Here is a 25,161-nt window from a genome sequence, read left to right as displayed (position 1 = left end):
GATCGTCGGATCCGAGGCCCGGCTGTCCGGTGAGCGGACACCGATTCAGCCGACAGCGAAACGGGGCACCGCCCGTGTGGCGGTGCCCCGTTTCGTCGTGTGTCAGAGCCGAATCCGGGTCGGTGGTCGCGACCCGGCCGGCTCGGTGAACGGCCTCTACCGCTCGGTCAGTTCAGGCCCAGCTGCTGCATGGCCGAGCCCTCCGCGCCGCGGCGCGGCTCGGTCGGGGCCTGCTCCGGCTGGAAGGCCGGGCCGCCCTGCATGGCGTCCATCTGGGCCTGCATGGCCTGCTGCTGCGCCGCCAGCTGCTGCTGGTGGGCAGCGGCCAACTGGTCGGCCAGCTCCTGGGGTAGGACCACGGGGAGGGGTTCGCGGACCGGTAGCGGCTCGTCGCCGCGGCGGACCACGGTCTCGCTCATGACCGCGCGAGCGGCCGCGACCAGCGGCGTGTTCTCATCCGCCGAGCCGGTCGGACCGGCGGCGACGAGGCGAACCATCCAGCGGTGACCGTCCACGCCGATGAACCGCAGATCCGCGCCCTGGGTGATGGCGTGCAGCTCCCGCCCCCACGGACCCTGCACCACCGACACCTGCGCGCCGTCCTTGCGCAGCGTCTCCGCCAGATCGGCTGCCACCGAACGCCATTGGCCCGCCGACTTGGGCGCGGCGTAGGCCGCGACCGTGATGCGGCCGTGCTGGGTGGCCAGGTGCACCGCCTGCGGGGTGCCGTCGGGGGTCATCTCGACCTGCAGCTGCCCGCCCGGCGGCACCGGCACGATGACCGAGCCCAGGTCCAGGCGCTGTTCGGCGATGGCCTCCAGCCGGTCGGCGACGTCCTCGTAGTCGTACGGGCCGATCTCGGGGCCGCGCGCGGGCGCTGGCTCGTCGTCGTATTCGTCTGCCGCGTCGGCGGTTTCGTCGTACTCGTCCTCGTACTCGTCGTACTCGGTGTACTCGTCGTCGTACTGCGGCGCGTCGTCTCTGTCGCCGCCCTTGCTCTTCTTGCGTCCGAACACCATCGTCATGCCTCCTTGCCGGTCGCCTGACCCGCCCCACCGGACTGCGCGAGGCTGGCATGCCCACCGCTGGATCCGTATCCTCCCGCGCCGCGCGCGGTGTCGTCGAGCTCGTCCACCTCGACGAAGTCCACCAATTCGACCTTCTGCACCAACAATTGTGCGACGCGATCACCCCGCCGGAGCTCGATCGCGGTGCGCGGATCATGGTTGATCAGGCACACCTTGATCTCGCCGCGGTAACCCGCGTCGACCGTGCCGGGGGTGTTGACGACCGACAGGCCCGCCTTGGCCGCCAGCCCGGAGCGCGGATGGATCAGCCCCACCGTGCCGATCGGTAGGGCCACCGCGATGCCGGTACCGACCAGCACCCGCTCCCCCGGTTCGATGATGACGTCCTCGGTGGTGCACAGGTCCACGCCCGCGTCGCCCTCGTGAGCACGCGTCGGTACGGGGATGCCGGGATCGAGCCGCAGCAGGGGAATAGGTGGAATACCGGTCACGTGCGCCGAGCCTACGCGTTCGACCGCTCAGCCATTGACCTAGTCTGAGGTCGTGTCCGACCAGCCCCCTCAGGTGAAACCTCAGCCGCAGACCAAGCCCCTCTACACCGAGCGCCTCTGGGTGCCGCTGTGGTGGTGGCCGGCCGCGCTCGTCGTGACCGGGCTGCTGGCAGCCGAAATCCACATGGGCGCACCGGGAGTGCGGGCCTGGCTGCCCTACGTGCTGTTGTTCCCCGTCGCGGCGTGGGTGCTGCTGTGGTTCTCGCGCCATCGCCTGGAAGTGGCCCCGGACGCGGATGGCGTGCCGGAACTGCGCACGGGCCGCGCGCATCTGCCCGCGACCTTCGTCAAGCGGGCGGCGCCGGTTCCGACCAGCGCGAAGAGTGCGGCGTTGGGCCGACAACTCGACCCCGCCGCCTTCGTCCAGCATCGGGCCTGGATCGGGCCCATGGTGTTGCTCGTCCTCGACGATCCCGAGGATCCGACGCCGTACTGGCTGGTCAGTACGCGTCATCCGGAACGGGTGATCGCAGCGCTCGGCCTGGAGAACGCGGCCGAATCGGCCTGATCCCCTTCGATCACATTTCCTGAGAAGTACTGCGCGATCCGGCCCGGCCCGCGCTCGGCGAACCGAGCGCGGGCTGGCCGGACACGCTCTGAGGGACCGAGCCTTAGGCGGCGCAGTCCATGCAGATCAGCTGACCGCCGGCCTCGCTGGCCAGACGGCTGCGGTGGTGCACCAGGAAGCAGCTCGAACACGTGAATTCGTCCGCCTGCTTCGGGATGACCCGGACCGAGAGCACTTCCTCGGAAAGGTCCGCGCCGGGAAGCTCGAACGACTCCGCGGTATCGGATTCGTCGATATCCACGACGGCGGACGCGGCTTCGTTGCGGCGAGCCTTCAGCTCCTCCAGCGAGTCCTCCGAAACGTCGTCGGATTCATTGCGCCGCGGTGCGTCATAGTCGGTTGCCATGTCGTCTTCCCCTCGTCCTCACTCCGTATATCCCGGACCGGCACCTGTCCGACAGCCTCCTGCCGGAGCCTGATCGGGCCGTGGTACCGCCCCGCCCGTGGTGTACGTCACGCGTACACCGGTCACAGATCCGGGCCGGATAGTTCCTCATCCGCACCGGATCGCGCTCGGTCAACGCAGGACATGCCCTTGTTGTTCCCGAAATCGAACCCCAGATTCACCTGGGTTGTACGATCGGGGCCGCCAGACAATAGCGGACCCCGGGACCAAAGTCGCAATCAAAACCCGCGCGAGTTGAAACTGAGGGGCAATCGTCACCGCCGAGGGAACTGTCCGAGATCTTCCGCACCGCCTCGAGACCTCCCCTCCACCTCCGCGACACCCCGCGCGCCACACCGGTGCCCGACTTGCCGCAGCCGTTCACACGACATTCCCGACGTTTTCGTAGAGTGTGGGCGTGGTTTCACTGATCACCCAAGGTAAAGCGACCGATCCGAGCGGGCGGAACTTCATTCGCCGACGCTGGGAGCCCTGGGCCGCCATGGTCGGCGTCATCGCCCTGATCTGCGTCGTCGTGTGGTTCAAAGCGCTGACGACGAGCGAGGGTGACCAGGGCGCGATGGCCTGCAACTCCCCCAGCCCGGCTTCGAGCACCTCCGCGGCCAAGCCCGCGCCGCTCGGCGAACGGGTCGGCAACTCGCGGCTGCGCGATGTCCAGCCCGCCGCGCTCGCCGCCTCCAAGGTGCGGGTGTTCAACGCCAACGGACAGCGCGGCCAGGCCGCGCATGTGGCCTCCCAGCTGGGCGATCTCGGTTTCGCCAGCGCCCCGGACGTGCAGATCGGCAATGACCCGGTCTACGTGAACGGCGACCTGGAGTGCACCGGGCAGATCCGCTTCGGCGTGAAGGGCCGGCCCGCCGCGGCCGCGGTCCAGCTGGTGGTGCCGTGCGCCGAGCTGATCGAGGATCAGCGCCAGGACGAGACCGTGGACATGGTGCTGGGCTCGCTGTTCCGCGACATCCGGCCCAGTACCGACGCCGAAGAGGTGCTGCGGGCGCTGAAGAACCCGACGCCGGGCACCGCGCCCGCGGTGGACCCGAAACTGCTCGACGCCGCGCGCCACGCGAAGTGTTGAGAATCTCTTTCGCGACGGCGCGGCTCTGACCGTTCGCGCCCGTCCGCGAAACTCGTGCCGTCACAGTCGAATAGATGCCCCGGGGCCCGATGCCCCGGGACGAATCGATCGCCGCGACCTCCTGGGTCGCGGCGATCGGCCGTCCAGCCCGCTGTCAGGGAATCGGGATAGGGGTGGTGACATCGAACCGTTCGAACAGGCCGAACAGTTCGTCAGCGATGCCGGGCGCCGCCGCAGACACCAAATCGCCTGCCGCGCCCGGCGAGTCGAGCTCCGGCGGCAGGATCAGCCGCGCGCCCGCCTCGGTGGCGATCAGCGCGCCCGCGGCCCAGTCCCACAGGTTCAGGCCGTGCTCGAAGTAGGCGTCGGTGCGGCCCTCGGCCACCGCGCACAGGTCCAGGGCGGCCGAACCGAAGCGGCGGAGGTCGCGAATGTGCGGCAGCACCTTGCCGATCAGCTCACCCTGGCGGGTGCGGCGCTCGGTGGCGTAGGCGAACCCGGTGGCCACCAGCGCCATGGACGTGGCGTCGACCGGATTGGCGCGCAACGCAACCGGGTCGCCGCCGGGGGCGGTGCCGTCGGGGCTGGAGTCGGCGCGGTGCGCGCCCAGGCCCAGCCCGGCGCTGTAGGTGACGGCGTGCGCGACGTCGGCGACCGCGCCCGCGACCGGTCGGCCGCCGCGCACCGCGGCCACCGACACCGAGTAGGACGGGATGCCGTAGACGAAGTTGACGGTGCCGTCGATGGGGTCGACCACCCAGTGCACCAGGTCCGGGTCGTCGGCGATGGTGCCGCCGTCCTCCTCGCCGACCACCCGGTCGCCGGGGCGCAGGTCGGCGACCAGCTTGCGGACCAGCTGTTCGGTCTCGGTGTCGACGATGGTGACTGGGTCGGTGGGGGTGGACTTGGACTGCACGGCGTCGGTGGTGTGCGCGCCCGGCCCGAAGACCTGCGGGCGGCGCTCGCGCACGTGGGCGGCGGCGGTCTCGGCGAGATGCACCGCGACCCGGCGCAGTTCGGCTATGTCTGAAGTGTCGGTGTTCGTGGCGTCGGCGGGGGCGATGGAAGTGAAATTCGATTCCGGCACGAGCTCCATCGCAGCACAGATCCGGCATCGCGCGCATTAGGCTTGTCGTGCACGACACAAGGTGCAGGTCGAGGGAGAGAACGAGGTGTGGTCCATGTCCGATCCCGGACACGCGTTCGGCATCGATATCGGTGGCAGCGGTGTGAAGGGCGCCGAGGTCGATCTCGCGACCGGTGAGCTGCTCTACGAGCGGATCAAGATCGCGACGCCGCACCCGGCCACTCCGAACGCGGTCGCCGAGGCGGTGGCCAAGCTGGTCGCGCAGGCCGGCTGGGAGGGCCCGGTCGGCATCACCATGCCCAGCGTGGTGCTGCACGGCCAGGTGCGCACGGCCGCCAATATCGACAAGACCTGGGTCGGCATCGACGCCCGGCACCTGTTCTCGGTGGCGCTCGGCGGCCGCGGTGTGACGGTGCTCAACGACGCGGACGCCGCGGGCATGGCCGAGGACCGCTACGGAGCGGCAAAGGATCTCAGCGGTCTGGTCATGCTGCTCACCTTCGGCACCGGGATCGGTTCGGCGGTCATGTACAACGGTGTGCTCATGCCCAACAGCGAGCTCGGGCACATCGAGGTGGACGGCAGGGAGGCCGAGCATCGGGCGGCCGCGTCGGTCAAGGATCGGGTCGGCATGACCTACCCGGAGTGGGCGGTGGAGGTGTCCAAGGTGCTGGTCACCCTGGAGAACCTGTTCTGGCCGAACGTGTTCGTCGCCGGTGGCGGCATCAGCCGCGATTACCAGGAATGGATTCCGTTGCTCACCAACAGAACCCCCGTGGTGCCGGCCGCTCTACGCAATACCGCGGGCATCGTCGGAGCCGCCATGGCGGTGTCAGCCGGTATCGCACCGTAAGTAAGCTGGTTCGATCGTTACAATGGAACGCATGCCCGGCGGTGAGCCGGAAACCGACACCGGCACGAGAGCCGGCTTATCCCCCCGACAGAACCGCTCCGCCGGATGATCACTCTGGCGTGACGCCGCACGAGACCGTCACGAAAGGGCGTACGTGGTAGCCACGAATACCCAGGACACCGCCGATTCGGCAGCAGCCGCCGACTCAGCAGACACCACCGCAGCACCCGCGGTCAAGAAGGCCGCCGCCAAGAAGGCTCCGGCCAAGAAGGCCGCTGCGAAGAAGGTCGCGGCCAAGAAGACCGCGGCCAAGAAGGCCACGAAGGCGACCGCCAAGAAGACGGCTGCCAAGAAGGCGTCGCCGAAGAAGGCGGCCGAGCCCGGTGCCGAGGGTGGCGAGGGCGACGAGGCCATCGACGACGAGTCGTTGGAACTCGACGACCTGGGTGACATCGAGCTCGACGAGGACGAGCTCGAGGACGAGGAGATCGTCGACGAGGAGGACGGCGAGGAGGAGGGTGAGGCCGCCGCGCCCGCCGCTGCCGCCACCACCGCCGAGGCCGACGACTCCGAGGAAGCCGACGAGCCGTCCGCCAAGGACAAGGCGTCGGGTGACTTCGTCTGGGACGAAGAGGAATCCGAGGCGCTGCGCCAGGCCCGCAAGGACGCCGAGCTCACCGCTTCCGCCGACTCGGTCCGCGCCTACCTGAAGCAGATCGGTAAGGTCGCGCTGCTCAACGCCGAGGAGGAGGTCGAGCTCGCCAAGCGCATCGAGGCCGGCCTCTACGCCACGGAGAAGCTGCGCGAGTTCGCCGACAAGGGCGAGAAGCTGCCCGTGCAGTCGCGCCGCGACCTGCAGTGGATCATGCGTGACGGCAACCGCGCCAAGAACCACCTGCTGGAGGCCAACCTCCGCCTCGTGGTCTCGCTGGCCAAGCGCTACACCGGCCGCGGCATGGCGTTCCTGGACCTCATCCAGGAAGGCAACCTGGGTCTGATCCGCGCGGTCGAGAAGTTCGACTACACCAAGGGCTACAAGTTCTCGACGTACGCCACCTGGTGGATCCGGCAGGCCATCACCCGCGCCATGGCCGACCAGGCCCGCACCATCCGCATCCCGGTGCACATGGTCGAGGTCATCAACAAGCTCGGCCGCATCCAGCGCGAACTCCTCCAGGACCTGGGCCGCGAGCCCACCCCGGAAGAGCTCGCCAAGGAAATGGACATCACGCCGGAGAAGGTGCTGGAAATCCAGCAGTACGCGCGTGAGCCGATCTCCCTGGACCAGACCATCGGCGACGAGGGCGACTCCCAGCTCGGTGACTTCATCGAAGACTCCGAAGCTGTCGTCGCCGTCGACGCGGTCTCCTTCACGCTCCTCCAGGACCAGCTCCAGTCGGTCCTCGAAACGCTCTCCGAGCGTGAAGCCGGCGTCGTCCGCCTCCGCTTCGGCCTGACCGACGGTCAGCCCCGAACCCTGGACGAAATCGGCCAGGTCTACGGCGTCACCCGCGAACGCATCCGCCAGATCGAGTCCAAGACCATGTCGAAGCTGCGCCACCCCAGCCGCTCGCAGGTCCTGCGCGACTACCTGGACTAGTCCAGTCCTGAGAAAGGGCTGCTGAGCTGCTGCTCGGCAGCCCTTTCTCATGTCCGACGCGCGGAAACAATTTGCCTGGGCCCGACTCGATCGCCGAGGCTGTCCCTATCCAGGAGTGCTTGGGGTAGGGGGAATCATGAGCGACACGACCGGTCGCCCATCGAGCGGTGGCAGCGGGTTGTTCTGGTCTCGACCGCGCGTGCTGAATGCGTTGTCGCTGATGACTTTTGCTGTCTTGGTGTTCGCGCAGTATCGGTGGTGGCACGATCACGGTCGTCCGTTCTCGTGGGTATTGCTGCCCGCCACACCGCTGCTGGCGTTCGTGCCCTCGGGGATCATCGTGAAATCGCTGCGTAAGCGGTGGACCGCGGGGTGGGCCGAGGAGAACGGGTTCGTCTATCGCCGGGTGAGCGACTGGCCGGTGCCCGCCTGGGATTTCCCGCCGTTCACTATCGGCCGGGCACGACGGTTTCGGGTCCGCGACACGATGCAGGGCACGGTCGGCGGCTATCCGGCGAGCTTCTTCCATCTGACCTGGCTGCACAACAACCGGATCAATGTCAGCACCCACTATCGAAACGTCTTCAGCATCACGCTTCCCGCGGCTTTGCCGAGACTGACGGTTGGAGTGACGTTGGACGGCAGCATCGGCGATCGGGTGGAGTTCGAGTCGGCGGACTTCAATGATCAGTTCTCGGTGTATTCCTCGAACCCGGCGTTCGCCCACGCGGTCCTGACGCCACGGACGATCGGCAAGCTGGTCGACCTCGCCGGGCAGCATGGCGGTGCGGTGACCCTGACCAAGTTCGAGATCGTCGGAGACCTTCTCGTCGGCATCACCACCCTCGGCAATCGGCCGCACGAGATCGGTGGCGTATTCGAGGCGATGCGTGTAATCGCCGACGGCATCCCACGATTCGTGTGGAACGACTACGGAACACCCGCGCAAAGGACCCACGCATGAGCCCCACTGTCATCGTCATCGCGGCTGCCGCCATCGCGCTGGTCGCGGTCCTGTGGTATTTCGCGGTGTACAACGATTTCGTTCGGCTGCGAAACCTGATCGCGGAATCATGGAAGCAGGTCGATGTCGAATTGCAGCGGCGCCACGACCTGGTGCCGAATCTGGTGGCAACGGTCGAGCGCGCCGCCGCATTCGAGCGTGGAACTCTGGAGGCCGTGACAACAGCGCGCAACCATGCGCGCTCACTCGCCGGCGACCCGGGTCAAGTCGGCGCCGGCATCGACAGAGTCGCAACAGCCGAGAACACCCTGACCGCAGCCCTGTCGCAACTGTCGGCTCTCGCCGAGCAGTATCCCGACCTGGGAGCCATCCAAAACTACGTGGCATTGCAGCGGGAACTGAGTGACGTCGAGGACCGAATCGCCGCCGCCAGGCGGCTCTACAACGCGAATGTCCGCGCCCTGAACACGAAAGTCCAGTCCATCCCCGCCGCTATGGTGGCTTCACTGCACCATGTCTCACCCGAGCAGTACTTCGAGATCAGCACGCCCGAAGCCCGAGCCGCGATCCCAGTGGACCGGCTGTTCAGGACCTAACCGATCCGATCGGCATCGGGCTGCGCGAAGCGGGAGATGGCGTGGGCGAGTGCCTCGCCCATGGCGGGGCTCCCGGTGTGGCCGGAGTCGTCGATGATGTGTAGGCGGGCGTCCGGCCAGACTTTCGCGAGTTCCCACGCTGTTTCGATCGGGGCGCTGAGGTCGAGGCGGCCGTGGATCAGTTCGCCGGGGATCCCGGCCAGCCGCCAGGCCTCGCGCAGCAGCACGCCTTCGTCGAGCCATGCCGCGTGCGCGAAGTAGTGCGTGCAGATCCGGACGAAGGCGAGCATGGCGTCGTCCGGCTTGGCGCTGTACTGCCCTGGGCTGCCCAGGGATTCGTGGGCGATCACCGCGTCCTCCCAGCGGCACCACTCGATCGCGGCGCGGCGGCGCAGCTCCGGGTCCGGGTCTTCCAGCAGCTGACGGTAGCCCTCGACCGGGTCACCGTCGCCGGGCACCACGGCCCGGAATCGCTCCCATTCGGCGGGCAGCAGCCGCGCGAGATCGCGGTACAGCCAGTCGATCTCGCGGCGCGTGGTGCTGGTGACGCCGATCAGCACGATCCCGGTGACCCGCTCCGGGTATCGCTCGGCATAGGCGAGGACGAGCGTCGAACCCCAGGACCCGCCGTAGAGCAGCCAGCGGTCGATGCCGAGGTGGGTGCGCAGCCGCTCCATGTCGGAGATCAGGTGTTCTGTGGTGTTCACCGCCATATCGGTGCTCGGGTCGGCCGCGCTCGGGGTGCTCCGTCCGCAACCGCGCTGATCGAACTGCACGATCCGAAAGATGTTCGGGTCGAACGATTTCCGCGGTCCCGGGCTGCTCCCGCTGCCCGGCCCGCCGTGCACCACCAGCACCGGCCGACCCGCCGGGTTCCCGCTGGCACACCAGTACACCCGGTTTCCATCGCCGACCTCGAGCAGTCCGTCGGCGTACGGGTCGATCGGGGGAAAAGACATCGGCACGGTTGCCGAGGCTAGCCGACGAAAGACCCGAGCTCGAGCTATCGCGGACCACGACTCACCACGCCGACGCTGTCATCGACCAGGTGCTACTTGCTGCCCGGGTAGCGTGGGCGCGTGGGAAGCACCGGGGCTATGAGGAATCTGGCGATTGCGGCTGCAGCGGCGATAGTTCTGTTGGCGGGGCAGGGCGGTGTGGCCGCTGCGGATCCCGGGAGCGCGGAGCGGCTGGTGGGGTTGCTGGCGGAGCGGCTCGCTACCGCGGATACCGTCGCGGCGATCAAATGGGAGGCCGCGGTTCGGGATGGAGGTGAGCCGGTAATCGATGATCCGGGGCGGGAGGCGGCGATTTATGACGCGATGGCTCAGGCGGGGGCGGAGCGAGGGCTGCCCGGGGGTTTGGTGCGGGCGGTCTTTCAGGGGCAGATCGAGGCCAACAAGATTGTGCAGCGCGGGTTTGTGACGGAGTGGCGGTATGGGCTGGCGGTGCCTGGGGCGCCGGGGACGGATCTCGCGGGTGTGCGGCCGGTGATCGATGGGCTGAATACCGCGATACTCGCCGAATTAGCTTCTGAACGAATGGAATTGGCTGCGGCAGATTGTCCAGCGCGGGTCGCGGCGGGAGTGGTCGCCGTCGCCGGGAGCAAGCGGCTCGACGCGTTGCATGCTGCGGCGTTGGTGCGGGCGTCGACGCCATTGTGCGACGGCTGATCGTCGGTTCCGGCCGGGGCGGTCACGCACCCGATCCGAGGGCCACGGCCGTTCTCGGCTACTTCACAGCTTCACCCGAGGTCGAGGCGGCGCGGGTCGCCATACGGTTCGGAATCGAACAGTGAGGACGACGAAAGAGGTGTGCGGTGGAACAGCATTCCGGCGGTGGCCACGAGCGGCATGAGCACGATCTCGGGCTGGCGCACGATATGCGGGTGATGAATCGGCGACGCGCGTTGTGGGCGGCCGGGGCTGCGGGTGTCGCGGCGGTGGCGGCCGGATGCTCGCGAAGCTCCGGGTCGGACGCGTCGGCGACGAGCGCCACCACGTCGGCGGCGAGCGGGTCCGGTACGACGGCCGCCGCGCCGCAGGAGACCGCGGGGCCCTATCCGGGTGACGGATCGAACGGGCCGAATGTGCTGATCGAGTCGGGGGTGGTGCGTTCGGATATCACGACCAGTTTCGGATCGTATTCCGGTGTGGCCAAGGGTGTTCCGATGACGCTCACGCTGAATCTGAAGGACCTGACCAAGAACGGGGCGGCCGGTACGGGCATGGCCGTGTACGTCTGGCACTGCGACCGCGACGGCAATTACTCGCTGTACAGCAGTGGAGTCACCGATCAGAACTATCTGCGCGGTGTGCAGGTGGCCGACGCGAACGGCACCGTCACCTTCACCTCGATCTTCCCCGCCTGTTACTCGGGCCGCTGGCCGCACATCCACTTCGAGGTCTACGACTCGCTGACCAGCGCGGTCGCGGGCGAGAACGTCCGTCTCACTTCACAGATCGCGCTTCCGCAGGATGTCTGTACCTCGGTCTACGCCTACGATGCCGGCTACTCGCGCAGCATCTCGAATATGAGCGGTGTATCGCTGTCGTCGGACAATGTCTTCGGCGACGGCTGGGACGCCGAACTCGCCACGGTGACAGGCACTCCCGCCGCAGGTTTGAAGGTCTCCCTCACGGTCGGCGTTGCCGCGAAGTCGCAGAATGTCCAGTCCGGCAGTGGTTCCGGGCAGCCGCCGGGCAATAACCCCGGACAGCAGGGCGGGCGGGGCCCCGGCGGTAACCCGCCGAATTCCGGTATGGGCGGTCCGCCGCCTCACCCCTGAACGCGGACAACCTCCAATAGTTCGACGACTCACCGCTATCGCGCACGCGGCGCGATAGCGGTGTCTGCGGTGGCCAATGCGTCGGCGATCGGGATACCCGCGCGTTCGGCGAACAACAGCCGCTCCCGAACCTCCCGCGGAGTACGCGGCCGGTATCCGGGACCGGTGCCGCAGCAACCGCCATAGAACGTCAAACCGGATTCCAGCACAGCGGCAAGTGCTCGCCACCCAGCGGTATCGCCCCTTCTGGGCACTTCGAGGTGCGGCCCCGCATCGATCAGCTCGCCGGCGCACCGCACACACCAACCCGGCCCCGCGCCGATCGAGCCCTTGTAGGAAGCCCGGCAGTGCAGGCACACACGATGTGTCCGGCTCGGGTAGATGCACATGCTGGCACCGTACGCAGCCGAACCCATCCCGGTCGAGCCATTTGCGACGAAGCGAATGACTCACTCCTTCGGTGGAGTTTCCTTGTCGCTGCGGGGAAAGAGGTGGTCGAAGCCGATCGCGAAGGAGTTGTCGGTGGGGTCGACCATGAGGTTGAAGGTGTGACCCGGGGTCAGGCCGGAGTGGTTGCCGAGGGTGCACTCCGCGGTGAAAGGGGCGAAGGTCAGGCCGGTGATGCGGATCGTCAGGTCGGCCGTGTCCGGGTTTTCGCCACCGGGGTGAATCTCGTTGACGGAGAGTACTTCTCCGGTCCCGTGGACACCGATCGCTTGGAATCGGCGTTCCGCTCGGCGCCATTCGTACGCGCTGGCGAGCAGGAGCAGGCCGATCGGGAAAGTGAAGACGCCGACGCAGAGGCCGTCGGCGAATCCGTTACCGGTCAGGCCGAGGATCGGGCCGATCAGCGTCAGGACGACGCCTGTGGCGTAGGCGAATACGCCGGCGTAGGGGCCGATGAGTTCGACCTGTCTCGGTCCTTCGTTCTCGCTGCGCGCCATTTCAGTTGCAGCGTAGCCCGCGAGGCAGCGAGGCGGGTATGTCGTAGGGGTGCGTTTGGATGGTCGGGTGAGCGAGATGATGCGGCGGCTGCCCGAGATTCAGGTGCTTCGTGACCGTTGCCGGGCGATGGCGATGCTGGATGCGATCCTCAGCCCGGAATGGGAATCCCGGTACTGCTGCTCGAAGGGACTCCGCAGGCATATCAGCGATGGGCTGAGGACTACTACGAAACCGCCGTCAGTCTTTCGGAGGTGGAGCATGTTTATGCGCTGCGACCGCTGACGCCGGATATCGTGGCCCGACTCAACCCTGAGGTCGAACTGGCCGATCTCGACAGCGACATCGGCGACATCGGTTACCCGCGTTGAGCAGGTGACGCTCGCTGTCGGGGTGCGCGGTTAGGGTGCCGCATATGGGATACGAGTTTCAGGTTGTCGTGGACTGTTCCGATCCGCATACACAGGCCGACTGGTGGGCCGAGGCGCTCGGCTGGGAGGTCGAGCCGCAGGACGAGGGGTTCATTCGGAGCATGGTCGAGCAGGGGCATGCGACCGAGGCGGACACGACCACTCATCGGGGAAAGCTCGTGTGGACGATCGGTGGCGCGATCCGCCATCCGGACCGGCCACGAGTGTTGTTTCAGCTTGTGCCCGAGGCGAAGACAGTGAAGAACCGGCTGCATCTGGATATTCGGGTCGGGGAGGAGAAGCGGGCGACGGAGGTCGAACGGCTGATCGGGATGGGCGCGAAAGTGCTGCACGAGGGACGGCAGGGGCCGTTCACATGGGTGACGATGACCGACCCCGAGGGCAACGAATTCTGCGTGGCCTGAGCCGCGACTGGTTACCATCTAGAGCGATTCTTCCCGTGGCAGTTGATGTTTCAGGAGGTCGAGCGATGTTCGGTACGAGGTGTGCGGTGGTCGCGGTCGCGGGGGCCGCGATGACGCTGCTGGGGTCGGGCCCAGCGAGCGCCGCCCAAGAGGACGAGTTCATCACGCTGAATTCCGTGGTGACTTCGACGCCCAATGGCTTGAACGCCACCGGAACCTATATGTGCGACGGTGGAATCGGGTATCTCGACGTTTCCGCGCAGATGGGGACCAGCGGCAGTGGCACGATCCAGCTGGCCAGCTCCCCGCCGGGAATCACCCTGCAATGCTCGGGCCGGGTCGAGACCTGGTCCGCGACGCTGAAGCCGACCAATGGCCTGCCCATACTCGTGCCGTACACCGAGGGCACCGGCAAAGCCCAGCTGAACCGGAAGTACTGGAAGACCGATTCCGGTCAGGTGGCCCTGCACCTCTGACGACTCGTACCCATGGGTTCCTGGCGCCATTCCTCGGGATCAGGCCATACCGTACGAGGCGGCACGGCCCCGTGTCCCTGCTTGCCGTTGGTTATCCGAGTTCCGCTAGCCAGGGGTGGCCGGGGTGTACCCGTGACAGCCAGTCGGACAACCGCGATCGCCGGACACCTTCCATCGCGGGGAGTGCACGGTAGCCGGGGAGAGCGGCCGCGATTTCGCCGAATCGGTCACGGGGAACGCCGATTTCGAGGTCGGAGTGCGTGCGACCCAGGCCGCCGACGAACAGGTCCAATGCCCACCCGGCCGCGACGTACCAGCAGGGTGGGGCGCTCGACAGTCGCGAGGCGGCTTGGGTGGGGGTCCAGGCTTCCCAGAGCCGGTCGCATTCCGCGGCCGGCATCGGGCGTCCGGCCATCTCGACCGCCTCCTTCGGATCGAATGAATCACCGTGTCATTCGGCGAATGCGCGCTGTTCGGTATGGCCGCCGAAGGCTTTTCGCATGGCGGACAGGGACTTGTTGGCGTAAGAACCGCCGTCGCGGGAGGCGAAGCGGGAGTAGAGGGCGGTGGTGAGGACCGGGGCGGGGACGGCCAGGTCGATGGCGGTTCGGGCGGTCCAGCGGCCTTCGCCGGAGTCGGGGACGTGGCCGGTGAATTCGGTGAGGTCGGGGTCGGTGTGGAGGGCGATGGCGGTGAGGTCGAGGAGCCAGGAGGTGATGACGCTGCCTCGGCGCCAGAGTTCCAGGAGGGCGGGGACGTCGAAGTCGTAGGTGGGGTCGACGCCGGAATGGGGTTCGGCTGTGCCGGTTCCGGCGGCGCGGAGGATGGACATGCCCTCGGCCAGGGCTGCCATCTGGCCGTATTCGATGCCGTTGTGGATCATCTTCGCGAAGTGGCCCGCGCCGGACGGGCCGCAGTGGAGGTAGCCCTGTTCGGCGGGGGCAGCGACACCGTCACGGCCGGGAGTGCGTGGAGCGGCGTCGATGCCGGGGGCCAGAGTGCGGAAGATCGGGTCGAGGCGTTCGACTGCTTCGGCAGGGCCGCCGATCATGAGGCAGAAGCCGCGGTCGAGGCCGGAGGTGCCGCCGCTGGTGCCCACGTCGAGGTAGTGAATACCGTGCTCGGACAAGGCATGGGAGCGAGTGACGGCGTCGCGGAAGAAGGAGTTGCCGCCGTCGATGACGACATCGCCCGCGGTGAGCAGCGGCGTCAGTTCGTCGACGACCGTGCCGGTCAGGTCGGCGGGGACCATGATCCAGACCGCGCAGGGTTTCGGCAGGGCCGCCACCAGTTCCGGGAGGGAGGCGGCGGCGGGGATGCCGTCGGCGGTCAGGGTGGCGACGGCGGCCGGGTTGGGGTCGTAGACCGTGCAGGTGTGGCCCGCGCGGACCAGCCGGCGGGCCAGGCCGGTGCCCATCCGGCCCGCGCCGACCATTCCGATATGCATGAGGAGATCCTTCGAGGCGGAGATCGGTTGTGGCTCAGCCGAGTTCGCGCAGGCGCGGGAGGAGGTCGGTGGCGAACTGGGTGAGGAAGCGTTCCTGGTCGTGACCGGGGCCGTGGAAGACGAGGTGGTTGAGGCCCGCGTCGAGGTACGGCTTGATGCCGGCGATCGCCTCGTCCGGATCGGAGGCGACGATCCAGCGCTTGGCGACCTGCTCGATGGGGAGCTGGTCGGCGAGGGCTTCCATTTCGACGGCGGAGTCGACGCTGTGCTTCTGCTCGGGGGTCAGCGACAGCGGCGCCCAGAAACGCGTATTGGCCAGGGCCAGTTCGGGATCGCGGTCGTAGGAGAGTTTGATCTCGATCATCTTGTCGATGGTCGAGGGGTCACGCTGGGCGGCGGCCGCGCCCTCGGCGACGGCGGGCATGAGCTTGTCGTTGTAGAGCTCCATGCCCTTGCCGGAGGTGCAGATGAAGCCGTCACCGGCGCGGCCCGCGTACTTGGCGACGACCGGGCCGCCCGCGGCGATGTACACGGGGACCGGCTGCTCGGGGCGGTCGTAGATATTGGCCTTCACGGTGGTGAAGTGCTCGCCCTCGAATGACACGTCGGATTCGGTCCAGAGCTTGCGCATCAGGGTGACGGCTTCGCGCAGGCGGGCGAAGCGTTCCTTGAATTCCGGCCATTCCCGGCCGGAGACGGCGATCTCGTTGAGCGCCTCACCGGTGCCGACACCCAGCATGACGCGACCGCTGGACAGCAGCGACATGGTCGCGAAAGCCTGGGCGATCACGGCCGGGTTGTAGCGGAACGTCGGGGTGAGGACGCTGGTGCCGATCTGGACGCGGCTGGTGCGCTCGGTGACGGCCGACATCCACGACAAGGCGAACGGCGCGTGCCCGCCATTGTGCCGCCAGGGCAGGAAGTGGTCGGACACGACCACGCTGTCGAGGCCCAATTCCTCGGCGCGCACGGCGTATTCGACGAGGTCACGGGGGCCGAACTGCTCGGCGGAGGCCTTGTAGCCGATCTTCAGGGTCATCGCTGTACCGCTTTCTCAGGGTGATCGGCCGCCTTGCGCAGGCGGCGGTAACGTTCGATGAGGGCATTGGTCGAACTGTCATGTGACAGTTCACAACCGGACTCGATATCGTCGAAAATTCGTGTCGCGAGGATCTTTCCGAGTTCGACGCCCCACTGGTCGAACGAGTTGATGTTCCAGATCCATCCCTGCGTGAACACCTTGTGCTCGTACAGGGCGACGAGCGCGCCCAGCGAGTACGGGGTCAGCTCATCCAGCAGGAGGGTGCTGCTCGGCCGGTTGCCGGGAAACGCGCGGTGCTCCCCCGCGTCGTCGCTGCTACGTCCGAAGGCCAGCGCCTGCGACTGGGCGAACAGGTTCGCCATCAACAGGTCGTGATGCCCGGTGAGATCATGCGCGGCGGTGAGGACGCCGATGAAATCGCAAGGGACCGTGACGGTTCCCTGATGCAGCAGCTGGAAGAATGCGTGCTGGCCATTGGTGCCGGGCTCGCCCCAGACGATCGGCGCGGTGCCGACACCGACCGGATTCCCGTCACGATCGGCCGACTTGCCGTTGCTCTCCATCTCGAGCTGCTGCAGATACGCGGGCAGCCGCGCGAGCCGCTGATCGTAGGGCAGCACCGCGTGCGTCTGGGCGTCCCAGAAGTTGCGATACCAGATCCCGAGCAGCCCGAGCAGGACCGGCAGGTTGCGATGCGGTGGCGCGGTGCGGAAGTGGACGTCCATCGAATGCGCGCCCGCGAGGAACGACCGGAACTGTTCGGCGCCGATCGCGATCATCACCGACAGGCCGATCGCCGAGCTCAGCGAGTAGCGGCCGCCGACCCAATCCCAGAACTCGAACATGTTGGCTGGATCGATGCCGAAGGACGATACCTCGGCAGCGTTCACCGACACCGCGACGAAATGCTTTGCCACAGCGGCAGGATCGTCGAGCGCGTCGATCAGCCACTCCCGGGCGGCCCGCGCATTGGCGAGGGTCTCGACGGTGGTGAACGTCTTCGACGCCACCACGAACAGCGTCGTCGCCGGGTCGAGATCGTGCAGCGTCCGGGTCAGATCATGCCCGTCCACATTGGAGACGAATCGCGATTCCAGTGTGCCCGTGCCGTATTCGCGCAACGCGAGGCACGCCATCGCCGGTCCGAGATCCGAGCCTCCGATCCCGATATTGACCACGGCCTGAATGGGCTCGCCCGTCGCCCCACGCCACTCCCCCGACCGAACGGCCTGCGCGAAACCCGCCATCCGCTCGAGGGTGCGCTGCACGGCGGGCACGACATCGACGCCGTCGACCTCCACCACCGAGTCCGCGGGCGCACGCAGCGCCGTGTGCAGCACCGCGCGCTGTTCGGTGACATTGATCGGCGCACCGGTGAACATCGCCTCGACGCCCGCGGCCAGACCACGTTCGGCGGCGAGTTCGACCAGCAGGTCGATGGTTTCACCGGTGACCAGATTCTTCGAATAGTCCAGCACGATCCCGTCGTGCTCGACGGTCATCGCCGGACCCCGATCGGGCGTCCGCCCGAACAGCTCCGAGATCCGCTCCCCCGCAAGCTCTTCGTGGTGCGCGGCCAGCCGCGCCCACGCCGGGGAGCCGGTCATCCCCGCACCGCGGCCCGGTCGGCCAGCGCCGATTCGACCCCGGCGATCAGCTCACGCCACGCCTGCTGGAACTTGGCGATGCCCTCCCGCTCCAGTTTGGCGGAGATGTCGTTCATGTCGATGCCGAGCGCGTCGAGTTCCCCGAACACCCGGTGCGCGTCGTCGTAGCGGCCGGTGACCTGGTCGCCGGCCACCTTGCCGTGATCGATGACCGCCGCGAGAGTCGGCTCGGGCACGGTGTTCACGGTCCCGGGCGCGACCAGATCCACCACGTACCGGGTGTCGTCGTAGGCGGGATCCTTCACCCCGGTCGACGCCCACAACGGCCGTTGCGGCCGCGCGCCCGCCGCGGCCAGCGCCGCCCAGCGCTCGCCGCGCAGGGTCTGCTCGAACGCCTCGTAGGCGAGCACCGCGTTCGCGATGGCGGCACGGCCACGCACCGCACTCGCCGCATCGCTGCCCAGCGCGTCGAGCCGGGCATCGACCTCGGAATCCACGCGCGAGATGAAGAACGAAGCGACAGAGGCGATCCGGGCGATGTCGTGCCCGTTCTCGCGCGCCAGCTCCAGCCCGGCCTGGAAGGCGTCGAGCACATCCCGATACCGCCCGAGCGAGAAGATGAGCGTCACGTTGACGCTGATCCCGCGCCCCAGGATGGCGGTGATCGCGGGCAGTCCGGCGGGCGTGGCCGGAACCTTGATCATCAGATTGGGCCGGTCGACCAGCCAGGACAGCAGGATCGCTTCGCTCACCGTGCGCTCGGTGTCGTGCGCCCAGGCCGGATCGACTTCGAGGGACACGTAGCCGTCGAGCCCGTCGGTCGCGGTGTGCACCGGCCGCAGCACGTCGCAGGCGGCCCGCACGTCCCAGCTGGTGAGGATGCGCGCGGCGTCCGCGGTGCCCATACCGAGTTGCGCGAATTCACGCAGCTGTGTGCGGTACTGCTCGGACCCGCGCAGGGCGGCCTCGAAGATCGCCGGGTTGGTGGTCACGCCGGTGATGCCTCGATCGACCCATTCGGCCAGTCCACCGGATTCGATCCGGCCGCGGCTCAGGTCGTCCAGCCAGAGGGAGACGCCTTCTCGGGCGAGGAGCTGCAACGGATCACTCATACGAATACCTCTGACACATTCTGCGATTGCTCGTTTTCGAGCAGATGTTGCACGAAATCATGCAACCGAGGCCGATCGCTGTCAATGTTTCGCGCAGGATCGCGTACCATCCGAGACGGCGACGATGGCTCGACAACCCTTCAGGAGGTCCGTTGCTCTCCAGCACCCGCCGGCGTCGGATCCTCGACAGGCTGACCATCGACGGCTACGTCGAGGCGAAGGAATTCGCCCGCGAGCTCGGAGTGGACACCTCGACCATCCGCCGTGACCTGGAAGCACTCGAACGCGACGGCCAGATCCAGCGCACCCACGGCGGCGCGCGGCCCATCCCCGGCGTCACCTCGGATCTGCCGTATTCGGCGAAGAGAAACACACGGCTGCAGGAGAAGTCGGCCATCGCGCGGGTGGCCGCGGGCCTGGTCGCCGACGGCGACACGGTGATCCTCGACAGCGGCTCGACCACCTACGAGGTCGCGGTCGCGTTGAGCCGCCGCGAAAGTCTCACCGTCATCACCAACGACCTGCGCATCGCCGAGTACATCGCGGGCCTGCAACGCTTCCGGCTACTCGTCGCGGGCGGTGAACTGCTCGGCTCGGTCTACACCCTCGCCGGTGACCGCACGGTCGAATTCCTGCGCGATTACGCGGCGGACTGGGCGTTCCTCGGCGCGGACGCGGTGGACGTGGACGCCGGGATCACCAATACGAACACCCTCGAGGTCCCGGTCAAGCGGGCGATGATCGCGACCGCGCGCTCCACCGCCGTGGTCGTCGACAGTTCGAAGTTCGGCCACCGTGCCCTGGCGCGGGTCGCCGGGCTCGACGAGATCCACACCCTCATCACCGATCACGGCCTCGACGAGGAGGCCGCGAAACCCTATGGCGACCACCTGATTCGGGCCGACGTCACCAAACCGCCCCGACCCAAGCCCTGGCCGACCGTCGCGGCGGCGGCCTCCCTGGCCTCACGCGGCAAGACCGCGCGTGAGTCAGGCGAGGCGGCGGAGTAGTTCGGCGCGCCGGTCGGCGGAGTCGGTGCCGTCGTCGGCCAGCACGCGGTACCCGTGGTCGACGACCGCCTCGACCGTGACGCGCCGGTCGGTCACTTCGGCAGCGGACTGTAGAAGACCAGACCGTTGCCCTTGTTGTCGTAGACGACCGCGCGGCGTTCGTGCGCGTCGTTGTAGGGCGCGGTCACGATGCCGCCGCCACTGGCTTCGATCGCCTTCGCGGCGGCGTCGACGTCCGCGGTCTTGATGCCCACGACCACCTGCCCGTGGATCGGGTGGTCGACGGCGGTGGCCAGCGCCAGCGTGATGGGCCCGCCGTCGATCGCCGCGAAGTGCGCGCCGTCGCGGAACTTCAACGGCATGCCCAGGGTTTCGGTGTAGAAGCTGATCGACTCGTCCAGGTCATCGGTGGACAGGATGATCATCTTCACTTCGTGGTCGCTCACAACAGCCTCCTGATCGGTTCCGGCCGGGTGCGCACCCGGCACGGTCCCCCTCATGATGGCCGTTGCGCGCCACCGGGCTCGGACAGCGACACGCGTGCGGGGGCGGCCGGTTCAGGCGGTGGCGGCGCGCGCGGCGATGAGGGCCGCGAGTTCGGCGGGGCGTTCCTCGGGGATCCAATGGGTGGCGTCGAGGATCTCGTGGATGAAAGGAGCCGCCATGTAGTCGGGGGTGAGGGCGGCGGACTTGGTGGCGATGAACGGATCCCGCGTGCTGGAGACGTGCGTGGTGGGGGTGGTGATCTTCCGCGTCGTCTCACGCGGGTCGACGATGAGCATGGCGCGATACCAGTTGAGGGCGTACGGCAGCGCCCCGGCGGCGATGACATCGCGGGCGAGCCGGTCGAATTGGTCCTCGCCCATGCCGGACACGGCCAGCGCGCGCACCCGGCGCTCCGGATTGCCGGGCGCGTCGAGGGCCCGGAAGAGTCCGGTGATCACGGCCTCGGGCAGCCACGGCAGCTGGAACAGCACCATATAGAAGGTGCGGAAGAACTGGGTGCTGCTCACCATCGACCGCATGAACGCCATCGGATGCGCGACCGACACCGAGGTGAGTGTGCGCACCAGATGCGGATGGGTGGCGGCCGTGGACCAGGCCACCGTGGAACCCCAGTCGTGCCCGACCAGATGGACCGGCCCGGTACCGAGCGTCGTGATCAGCGCCGCGATGTCGGATACCAGGGCGCTGACCCGGTAGGGGGAACGGCCGCGCGGCCGGGCGCGAGGCGAATAACCGCGCTGCGTCGGCGCGATGGTGCGATAGCCGCGCTCGTGCAGGTGTGGTGTCAGTCGCGCCCACTGGGCGGCGGTCTGTGGAAACCCGTGCAGCAACACGATCGGGATGCCGTCGAGCGGACCCTCGTCGACGACGTCGAAGGTGAGTCCGTCATTGGTGAATGTCGTGAGTCGCGTGGTCATGCGCCGCCCCCGGGCCGTGAACGAAGGGTTACCTGATCGGCACGCTACGCGACAGGATCCGGCGTCGCCGTGAAAGCCGTTCGCCGACAATGCTGCCGAATGATAACTACGCCACAGGATCGGCCCAGTCGTCATGCGCATGACACATGAATCGAACCGGTCGCACCAGCCAAAGTCCCACGGGGACATGACATTCCGGCTACCAGCAGGTTGCTGTTCAGTCGGAACCATCCCAGCCGGAATTAATTAAGATGAAACATTCCCTTTCAATTTCCCAAAGCGAATCATGCCCGGTAGTGTGCCCCCGTCGCGTCTGCGATTGCGAAACCCCTGTTCTGGCAATGGAGTTCGAGTGCTGGAAATTCACCACTTCAGCTATGGATGGATCACCCCCGTCCTGGCCTACATCATGTCTGTCACCGGATCGCTGCTCGGTCTGCGGTGTACGGCGCGTGCCCGGTCGGGGGACGGACGTGGCGGCTGGCTCATCTCGGCGGCGATCGCCATCGGCGGCACCGGCATCTGGGTCATGCACTTCATCGCGATGCTCGGCTTCACCATTCGCGGCGCCGTGATCCGCTACGACGTACCGCTCACTCTGCTCAGCGCCGTGATCTCGATCCTGGTCGTCTGGGCCGGGCTGTTCGTGGTGGCGCGCGAGCCGTTCGGCCGCTACTCGCTGTTCGCGGGCGGCGCGGTCACCGGCCTGGGCGTCGGCGCGATGCACTATTCGGGCATGTACGCCATGCACTCGGACGCCATGATCGGCTACGACGTCTGGATCGTCACCCTGTCCATGGTGATCGCGGTGGTCGCGGCGACCGTCGCGCTGTGGTTCACGGTGGTCATCACCGGCATCTGGGCGACCATCGGCGCGGCCCTGATCATGGGTGTCGCGGTGTGCGGCATGCACTACACCGGCATGGCGTCGATGAACGCGCACCACATGGACAACGCCCAGACCCCGCACGGCGCGGGCGCGATGGAGCTGCTCGCCCCGCTGATGATCAGCGTCAGCATGGTGACGCTGGTGCTGCTCATCCACGTCGGGCTCACCGAGGTGGACGAGCGGTCGATGATGCCCGGTCCCGCGCGGCCCATGCCGGAAAGCCGGCCCGCCCCGGAACACCGGCCCGGCTGGTCGTTGCAGGCCAACTCGCCCGCCGCCGCGCGCGGTTCGGGCCAGGACGAACCCGTCCCGCACGACTACCGGACGGCGGGACTGTATCCGCCCGCCGCCGACTATCAGGCGCCCGGCCGCCACGAGCTGGCCGTCCCCGGCGACTGGCCTTCGGACCGCTACCGCGCGGGCTGAGCCGCCCGGCCGGGCAGGCTGAGAACCACCTGCCCGGCAGCCTGAGAATCACGGTTCGCGTTCGCTGAGAATCGGCACGCGGTGTTCGACTTTCGGGCGCATCCGCAGCAAACTGAGGGCCGTGGACCACCATCAGCTGGAGTTGATCTTCGCGGTCCTGTTCGCGACGATCCTCGCGCAGCCGCTCGGACGACGGCTGGGCCAGGCCCCGGCGGTCCTGATGACCGCCTTCGGCGTGGTGCTCGCGCTCATCCCGCAGGTCCCCAATATCCAGATCGATCCGAAACTGATTCTGCCGCTGGTCCTCCCGCCGCTGTTGTACGCGGCCGCGCGACGCACCTCGTGGCGGCAGTTCGCCGAGAACTGGGCGGCCATCAGCCTGCGCGCGGTGGTGCTGGTCATCGTCACCACCGTGGCCGTGGCCTGGGCCTTCCACCTCTGGTATCCGGCCGTCCCGATCGGGGCGGCGGTCGCGCTGGGCGCGCTGGTGGCGCCACCGGATCCGGTGGCGGTGTCGGCGCTGGCGGGCAAGCTCGGGCTGCCACGGCGACTGGTCGCGGTGCTGGAGGGCGAGGGCCTGTTCAATGACGTGACCGCGATCGTGCTGTACACGGTCGCGGTGCAGGCGGTGGTGTCGGGCAGCTTCTCGGCCTGGGGCGCGCTGCTCGACTTCGGGGTGTCGGCGCTGGTCGGGGCGGCGGTCGGGCTGCTGTTCGGCTGGGCCGGAAGCAAACTCATGCAACGGCTCGACGAGGCCCCGTGGCGGGTCGCGCTCGGACTGCTGCTGCCGTTCGCGGCCTACGGTTTCTCCGAATCGCGCGGCGGGTCGGCGGTGCTGGCGGTACTGGTGTGCTCGATGTACCTGACCGACGCCGCCACCGACTTCGGCGACAGCGACTACCGCCTGGTGGGCGACTCCTTCTGGGAGATCACCGAAATGCTGGTCACCGGGTTCGCGTTCGGATTGATCGGACTGGAACTGAGCACGGTGCTGCGCGACGCCGGACCGGACTGGCCGCGCTTCCTCGGCGGGGCCGCCGTGGTCATCGCGGTGGTGGTGGGGTTGCGGCTGATCTGGCTGCTGATCACCACCAAGCTCTTCCAATCCTGGTGGCGCGCCCACGATCGCGACGAGCCCTACAACTGGCGCGAGACCCTGGTCACCTGGTGGGCGGGCATGCGCGGGGTGGCGACCGTCGCGCTGGCGCTGGCCATCCCGTTCACCACCGACACCGGGAAGCCGTTCCCGGGACGCACCGAGATCCTGTTCACGGCGTTCGCGGTCGTGCTGTTCACGCTGCTGCTGCAAGGCCCGACGCTGCCCGCGGTGGTGCGCGCCACGGGTGTGCGGGCCGACACCGGCGCGGAACGCGTCATCGAACGCGAGCTCTGGACGCGGGTGCTGCAGGCCGAAATCGCACGGCTGGAAGAGATCTCGCAGACCGAGCAGCTCCCCGAGGAGGTCTACGACCGGTTGCGGGCAAGCTTCGAACGCCGCCTCGCCCACGCCGACCCCGAGGCCGCCGACAGCAATGCCCGCATGGCCACCGATCGCGCGATCGCCTTCACCGCGAAGATGCGGGCCATCACCAATGACGTGCTGGAAGCGGGACGCTCCGAAGCCCTGGCCGCCCGCCGCGAACCCGGCGTCCCGCCGGATGTGGTGGACCGGGTGATGCGCCGTCTGGACCTGCGCGGCGCCGCCAACTGAGCCGCTCCCCGCCTGATCATCCGTCCCGGCCCAGCGACACGAGGACCGCCACGAATTCGCGCGCGAACGACTTGCGGGTCAGCAGACAGGTGGTCCGCGCCCCGGCCACTTCGGCCCGCAACCCCAGCCGCCGGGCCAGCCGCCGCGTGCGCAACACGTGAAAATCACTGGTGACCACCGTGATTCGCGCCGTGCGCGGGTCGATGCCGAGCGAGTCCAATTCCTCGGCGGTGAACCGCAGATTCTCCTCGGTGTTCCGGGACCGATTCTCCGCGACGATGCCCGTCGCCGGAATCGTGTGCGCCACAAGGTAATCGGCCATCGCCATCGCCTCCGGCACGGTATCGCGGCCGCTCTGCCCGCCGGACACGACCACCAGGGGCCTGCGCCCCCGCTCGTCCCGGATCACCTCCAGCGCCCGATCCAACCGCCGGGCCAGCATCGGTGAGACCCGGTCGCCGCGCAGTCGGCAGCCGAGCACGACCACCACCTCCGCGCCCGGCCGGGGCGCCCGCCGGGCCCGGCCGAGGGTGTATCCGGTGAATCCGAGGAACGGCGTCACCACCGCGGCCCCGGCCCACAGCACGACGCCCCGCCACGTCCGCACCAGGTCACACCTCCTGAGATCGGCTCCAGCATCGAAGGCTCGCGCGCAGCAGCTCGATCGCATGCCCGCGCACCGCATCGACGGTAGTCGCCCGCCACCGTCCCGCCATGGATGCGG

At 68.0% G+C, this 25,161-nt stretch carries 27 protein-coding genes; 14 read left to right on the top strand and 13 right to left on the bottom strand.

Annotation, left to right across the window (positions count from 1 at the left end):
• Window positions 1-167 precede the first annotated feature (167 nt).
• Together ACQP06_RS13295 and dut are read right to left on the bottom strand one after the other, a co-directional pair.
• A complete protein-coding gene (locus tag ACQP06_RS13295; RefSeq protein ID WP_433673311.1) occupies window positions 168-1,016 on the bottom strand; it encodes a DUF3710 domain-containing protein in 849 nt (282 codons plus the stop codon).
• Between the two features lie 5 nt (window positions 1,017-1,021).
• Complete coding sequence (dut, locus tag ACQP06_RS13290; protein ID WP_433672495.1) at window positions 1,022-1,519, bottom strand: dUTP diphosphatase; 498 nt, start codon at window positions 1,517-1,519, stop codon at window positions 1,022-1,024.
• Window positions 1,520-1,571: 52 nt separating this feature from the next.
• Here dut and ACQP06_RS13285 point away from each other — a divergent pair, with 52 nt between their 5' ends.
• Window positions 1,572-2,087 carry a DUF3093 domain-containing protein gene (locus tag ACQP06_RS13285; RefSeq protein ID WP_433672494.1) on the top strand — a complete coding sequence of 172 codons (516 nt, stop codon included), beginning with the start codon at window positions 1,572-1,574 and terminating at the stop codon, window positions 2,085-2,087.
• Between the two features lie 103 nt (window positions 2,088-2,190).
• Here ACQP06_RS13285 and ACQP06_RS13280 read toward each other — a convergent pair whose 3' ends face one another.
• On the bottom strand, window positions 2,191-2,493 hold the full coding sequence (locus ACQP06_RS13280) for a DUF4193 domain-containing protein (protein WP_040859007.1): 303 nt from the start codon (window positions 2,491-2,493) through the stop codon (window positions 2,191-2,193).
• Window positions 2,494-2,950: 457 nt separating this feature from the next.
• On the opposite strand from ACQP06_RS13280, the gene cei reads away from it, so the two are divergent.
• Window positions 2,951-3,628 (top strand): envelope integrity protein Cei, encoded by a 678-nt coding sequence (gene cei / locus ACQP06_RS13275; RefSeq protein WP_379280592.1) that lies wholly within the window; start codon window positions 2,951-2,953, stop codon window positions 3,626-3,628.
• Window positions 3,629-3,782: 154 nt separating this feature from the next.
• Here cei and ACQP06_RS13270 read toward each other — a convergent pair whose 3' ends face one another.
• The gene (locus ACQP06_RS13270; protein ID WP_433672493.1) at window positions 3,783-4,724 is read right to left on the bottom strand and encodes an inositol monophosphatase family protein; all 942 of its coding nucleotides are present in this window, start codon (window positions 4,722-4,724) and stop codon (window positions 3,783-3,785) included.
• 85 nt (window positions 4,725-4,809) lie between these two features.
• Between ACQP06_RS13270 and ppgK the strand changes: the two genes are divergently transcribed.
• From ppgK to ACQP06_RS13250, 4 genes are all read left to right on the top strand, one after another.
• A complete protein-coding gene (gene ppgK, locus ACQP06_RS13265) occupies window positions 4,810-5,568 on the top strand; it encodes a polyphosphate--glucose phosphotransferase (protein WP_433672492.1) in 759 nt (252 codons plus the stop codon).
• 154 nt (window positions 5,569-5,722) lie between these two features.
• On the top strand, window positions 5,723-7,168 hold the full coding sequence (locus ACQP06_RS13260; protein ID WP_433672491.1) for an RNA polymerase sigma factor: 1,446 nt from the start codon (window positions 5,723-5,725) through the stop codon (window positions 7,166-7,168).
• Between the two features lie 49 nt (window positions 7,169-7,217).
• The gene (locus ACQP06_RS13255; protein WP_433672490.1) at window positions 7,218-8,132 is read left to right on the top strand and encodes a DUF3137 domain-containing protein; all 915 of its coding nucleotides are present in this window, start codon (window positions 7,218-7,220) and stop codon (window positions 8,130-8,132) included.
• Window positions 8,129-8,728, top strand: coding sequence for a LemA family protein (locus tag ACQP06_RS13250; protein WP_433672489.1), 600 nt, complete (start codon window positions 8,129-8,131; stop codon window positions 8,726-8,728). Before ACQP06_RS13255 ends, ACQP06_RS13250 begins: the two co-directional genes overlap by 4 nt.
• Here the strand turns inward: ACQP06_RS13250 and pip are convergent.
• Window positions 8,725-9,687, bottom strand: coding sequence for a prolyl aminopeptidase (gene pip, locus ACQP06_RS13245; protein WP_433672488.1), 963 nt, complete (start codon window positions 9,685-9,687; stop codon window positions 8,725-8,727). The two genes, ACQP06_RS13250 and pip, sit on opposite strands and share 4 nt — an antisense overlap.
• A gap of 138 nt (window positions 9,688-9,825) precedes the next feature.
• Here pip and ACQP06_RS13240 point away from each other — a divergent pair, with 138 nt between their 5' ends.
• Entirely contained in the window at window positions 9,826-10,401 is a 576-nt protein-coding gene (locus ACQP06_RS13240; protein ID WP_433672487.1) for a chorismate mutase, read from the top strand.
• Between the two features lie 209 nt (window positions 10,402-10,610).
• The gene (locus ACQP06_RS13235) at window positions 10,611-11,516 is read left to right on the top strand and encodes an intradiol ring-cleavage dioxygenase (RefSeq protein WP_433673310.1); all 906 of its coding nucleotides are present in this window, start codon (window positions 10,611-10,613) and stop codon (window positions 11,514-11,516) included.
• A gap of 449 nt (window positions 11,517-11,965) precedes the next feature.
• Here ACQP06_RS13235 and ACQP06_RS13230 read toward each other — a convergent pair whose 3' ends face one another.
• Window positions 11,966-12,460, bottom strand: a complete 495-nt coding sequence (locus ACQP06_RS13230) for a hypothetical protein (protein WP_433672486.1) — start codon at window positions 12,458-12,460, stop codon at window positions 11,966-11,968.
• 159 nt (window positions 12,461-12,619) lie between these two features.
• On the opposite strand from ACQP06_RS13230, the gene ACQP06_RS13225 reads away from it, so the two are divergent.
• The 3 genes from ACQP06_RS13225 (at window position 12,620) to ACQP06_RS13215 (ending at window position 13,769) form a co-directional block, all read left to right on the top strand.
• The gene (locus tag ACQP06_RS13225) at window positions 12,620-12,829 is read left to right on the top strand and encodes a hypothetical protein (RefSeq protein WP_433672485.1); all 210 of its coding nucleotides are present in this window, start codon (window positions 12,620-12,622) and stop codon (window positions 12,827-12,829) included.
• Between the two features lie 44 nt (window positions 12,830-12,873).
• Window positions 12,874-13,293, top strand: a complete 420-nt coding sequence (locus tag ACQP06_RS13220) for a VOC family protein (protein WP_433672484.1) — start codon at window positions 12,874-12,876, stop codon at window positions 13,291-13,293.
• A 65-nt stretch (window positions 13,294-13,358) separates the two neighbouring features.
• On the top strand, window positions 13,359-13,769 hold the full coding sequence (locus ACQP06_RS13215; protein WP_433672483.1) for a hypothetical protein: 411 nt from the start codon (window positions 13,359-13,361) through the stop codon (window positions 13,767-13,769).
• Between the two features lie 451 nt (window positions 13,770-14,220).
• Here ACQP06_RS13215 and gnd read toward each other — a convergent pair whose 3' ends face one another.
• Genes gnd through tal form a run of 4 tightly spaced genes read right to left on the bottom strand, consistent with a single transcriptional unit; the run spans window position 14,221 to window position 18,977 of the window.
• A complete protein-coding gene (gene gnd, locus ACQP06_RS13210) occupies window positions 14,221-15,216 on the bottom strand; it encodes a phosphogluconate dehydrogenase (NAD(+)-dependent, decarboxylating) (protein ID WP_433672482.1) in 996 nt (331 codons plus the stop codon).
• A gap of 34 nt (window positions 15,217-15,250) precedes the next feature.
• On the bottom strand, window positions 15,251-16,255 hold the full coding sequence (gene fgd, locus ACQP06_RS13205) for a glucose-6-phosphate dehydrogenase (coenzyme-F420) (RefSeq protein ID WP_433672481.1): 1,005 nt from the start codon (window positions 16,253-16,255) through the stop codon (window positions 15,251-15,253).
• Window positions 16,252-17,865, bottom strand: coding sequence for a glucose-6-phosphate isomerase (gene pgi / locus ACQP06_RS13200; RefSeq protein ID WP_433672480.1), 1,614 nt, complete (start codon window positions 17,863-17,865; stop codon window positions 16,252-16,254). The genes fgd and pgi overlap by 4 nt, the downstream gene beginning before the upstream one ends.
• Window positions 17,862-18,977: a transaldolase gene (gene tal, locus ACQP06_RS13195; RefSeq protein WP_433672479.1), complete on the bottom strand. Its 1,116-nt coding sequence runs from the start codon at window positions 18,975-18,977 to the stop codon at window positions 17,862-17,864. The genes pgi and tal overlap by 4 nt, the downstream gene beginning before the upstream one ends.
• A 152-nt stretch (window positions 18,978-19,129) precedes the next feature.
• On the opposite strand from tal, the gene ACQP06_RS13190 reads away from it, so the two are divergent.
• Window positions 19,130-19,987 (top strand): DeoR/GlpR family DNA-binding transcription regulator, encoded by an 858-nt coding sequence (locus ACQP06_RS13190; RefSeq protein ID WP_433672478.1) that lies wholly within the window; start codon window positions 19,130-19,132, stop codon window positions 19,985-19,987.
• Window positions 19,988-20,079: 92 nt separating this feature from the next.
• On the opposite strand, the gene ACQP06_RS13185 is transcribed toward ACQP06_RS13190, so the two are convergent.
• The gene (locus tag ACQP06_RS13185) at window positions 20,080-20,433 is read right to left on the bottom strand and encodes a VOC family protein (protein ID WP_379096961.1); all 354 of its coding nucleotides are present in this window, start codon (window positions 20,431-20,433) and stop codon (window positions 20,080-20,082) included.
• 111 nt (window positions 20,434-20,544) lie between these two features.
• A complete protein-coding gene (locus ACQP06_RS13180; protein ID WP_433672477.1) occupies window positions 20,545-21,411 on the bottom strand; it encodes an alpha/beta fold hydrolase in 867 nt (288 codons plus the stop codon).
• Window positions 21,412-21,763: 352 nt separating this feature from the next.
• Between ACQP06_RS13180 and ACQP06_RS13175 the strand changes: the two genes are divergently transcribed.
• Window positions 21,764-22,726 carry an MHYT domain-containing protein gene (locus tag ACQP06_RS13175; RefSeq protein WP_433672476.1) on the top strand — a complete coding sequence of 321 codons (963 nt, stop codon included), beginning with the start codon at window positions 21,764-21,766 and terminating at the stop codon, window positions 22,724-22,726.
• A gap of 121 nt (window positions 22,727-22,847) precedes the next feature.
• Window positions 22,848-24,437, top strand: a complete 1,590-nt coding sequence (locus ACQP06_RS13170) for a Na+/H+ antiporter (protein ID WP_433672475.1) — start codon at window positions 22,848-22,850, stop codon at window positions 24,435-24,437.
• Between the two features lie 16 nt (window positions 24,438-24,453).
• Here ACQP06_RS13170 and ACQP06_RS13165 read toward each other — a convergent pair whose 3' ends face one another.
• The gene (locus tag ACQP06_RS13165) at window positions 24,454-25,044 is read right to left on the bottom strand and encodes a YdcF family protein (RefSeq protein ID WP_433672474.1); all 591 of its coding nucleotides are present in this window, start codon (window positions 25,042-25,044) and stop codon (window positions 24,454-24,456) included.
• Window positions 25,045-25,161: the final 117 nt, after the last annotated feature.

Origin of the sequence: Nocardia sp. CA-136227, from assembly GCF_050955695.1 — a bacterium.
Lineage (GTDB): Bacteria > Actinomycetota > Actinomycetes > Mycobacteriales > Mycobacteriaceae > Nocardia.
Note: the sequence above shows the minus strand (reverse complement) of the source record. Positions and strands in the feature narration are given on the sequence as shown.

Bases quoted from the DNA above. Each gene is read 5' to 3' on its own strand.
- ACQP06_RS13280 (WP_040859007.1), bottom strand. From the start codon at position 2,493: ATGGCAACCGACTATGACGCACCGCGGCGCAATGAATCCGACGACGTT.
- ACQP06_RS13270 (WP_433672493.1), bottom strand. From the start codon at position 4,724: ATGGAGCTCGTGCCGGAATCGAATTTCACTTCCATCGCCCCCGCCGAC.
- ppgK (WP_433672492.1), top strand. From the start codon at position 4,810: ATGTCCGATCCCGGACACGCGTTCGGCATCGATATCGGTGGCAGCGGT.
- ACQP06_RS13255 (WP_433672490.1), top strand. From the start codon at position 7,218: ATGTCCGACGCGCGGAAACAATTTGCCTGGGCCCGACTCGATCGCCGA.
- ACQP06_RS13250 (WP_433672489.1), top strand. From the start codon at position 8,129: ATGAGCCCCACTGTCATCGTCATCGCGGCTGCCGCCATCGCGCTGGTC.
- pip (WP_433672488.1), bottom strand. From the start codon at position 9,687: ATGTCTTTTCCCCCGATCGACCCGTACGCCGACGGACTGCTCGAGGTC.
- ACQP06_RS13240 (WP_433672487.1), top strand. From the start codon at position 9,826: ATGAGGAATCTGGCGATTGCGGCTGCAGCGGCGATAGTTCTGTTGGCG.
- ACQP06_RS13235 (WP_433673310.1), top strand. From the start codon at position 10,611: ATGCGGGTGATGAATCGGCGACGCGCGTTGTGGGCGGCCGGGGCTGCG.
- ACQP06_RS13230 (WP_433672486.1), bottom strand. From the start codon at position 12,460: ATGGCGCGCAGCGAGAACGAAGGACCGAGACAGGTCGAACTCATCGGC.
- ACQP06_RS13225 (WP_433672485.1), top strand. From the start codon at position 12,620: ATGGGAATCCCGGTACTGCTGCTCGAAGGGACTCCGCAGGCATATCAG.
- ACQP06_RS13220 (WP_433672484.1), top strand. From the start codon at position 12,874: ATGGGATACGAGTTTCAGGTTGTCGTGGACTGTTCCGATCCGCATACA.
- ACQP06_RS13215 (WP_433672483.1), top strand. From the start codon at position 13,359: ATGTTCGGTACGAGGTGTGCGGTGGTCGCGGTCGCGGGGGCCGCGATG.
- gnd (WP_433672482.1), bottom strand. From the start codon at position 15,216: ATGCATATCGGAATGGTCGGCGCGGGCCGGATGGGCACCGGCCTGGCC.
- fgd (WP_433672481.1), bottom strand. From the start codon at position 16,255: ATGACCCTGAAGATCGGCTACAAGGCCTCCGCCGAGCAGTTCGGCCCC.
- pgi (WP_433672480.1), bottom strand. From the start codon at position 17,865: ATGACCGGCTCCCCGGCGTGGGCGCGGCTGGCCGCGCACCACGAAGAG.
- tal (WP_433672479.1), bottom strand. From the start codon at position 18,977: ATGAGTGATCCGTTGCAGCTCCTCGCCCGAGAAGGCGTCTCCCTCTGG.
- ACQP06_RS13180 (WP_433672477.1), bottom strand. From the start codon at position 21,411: ATGACCACGCGACTCACGACATTCACCAATGACGGACTCACCTTCGAC.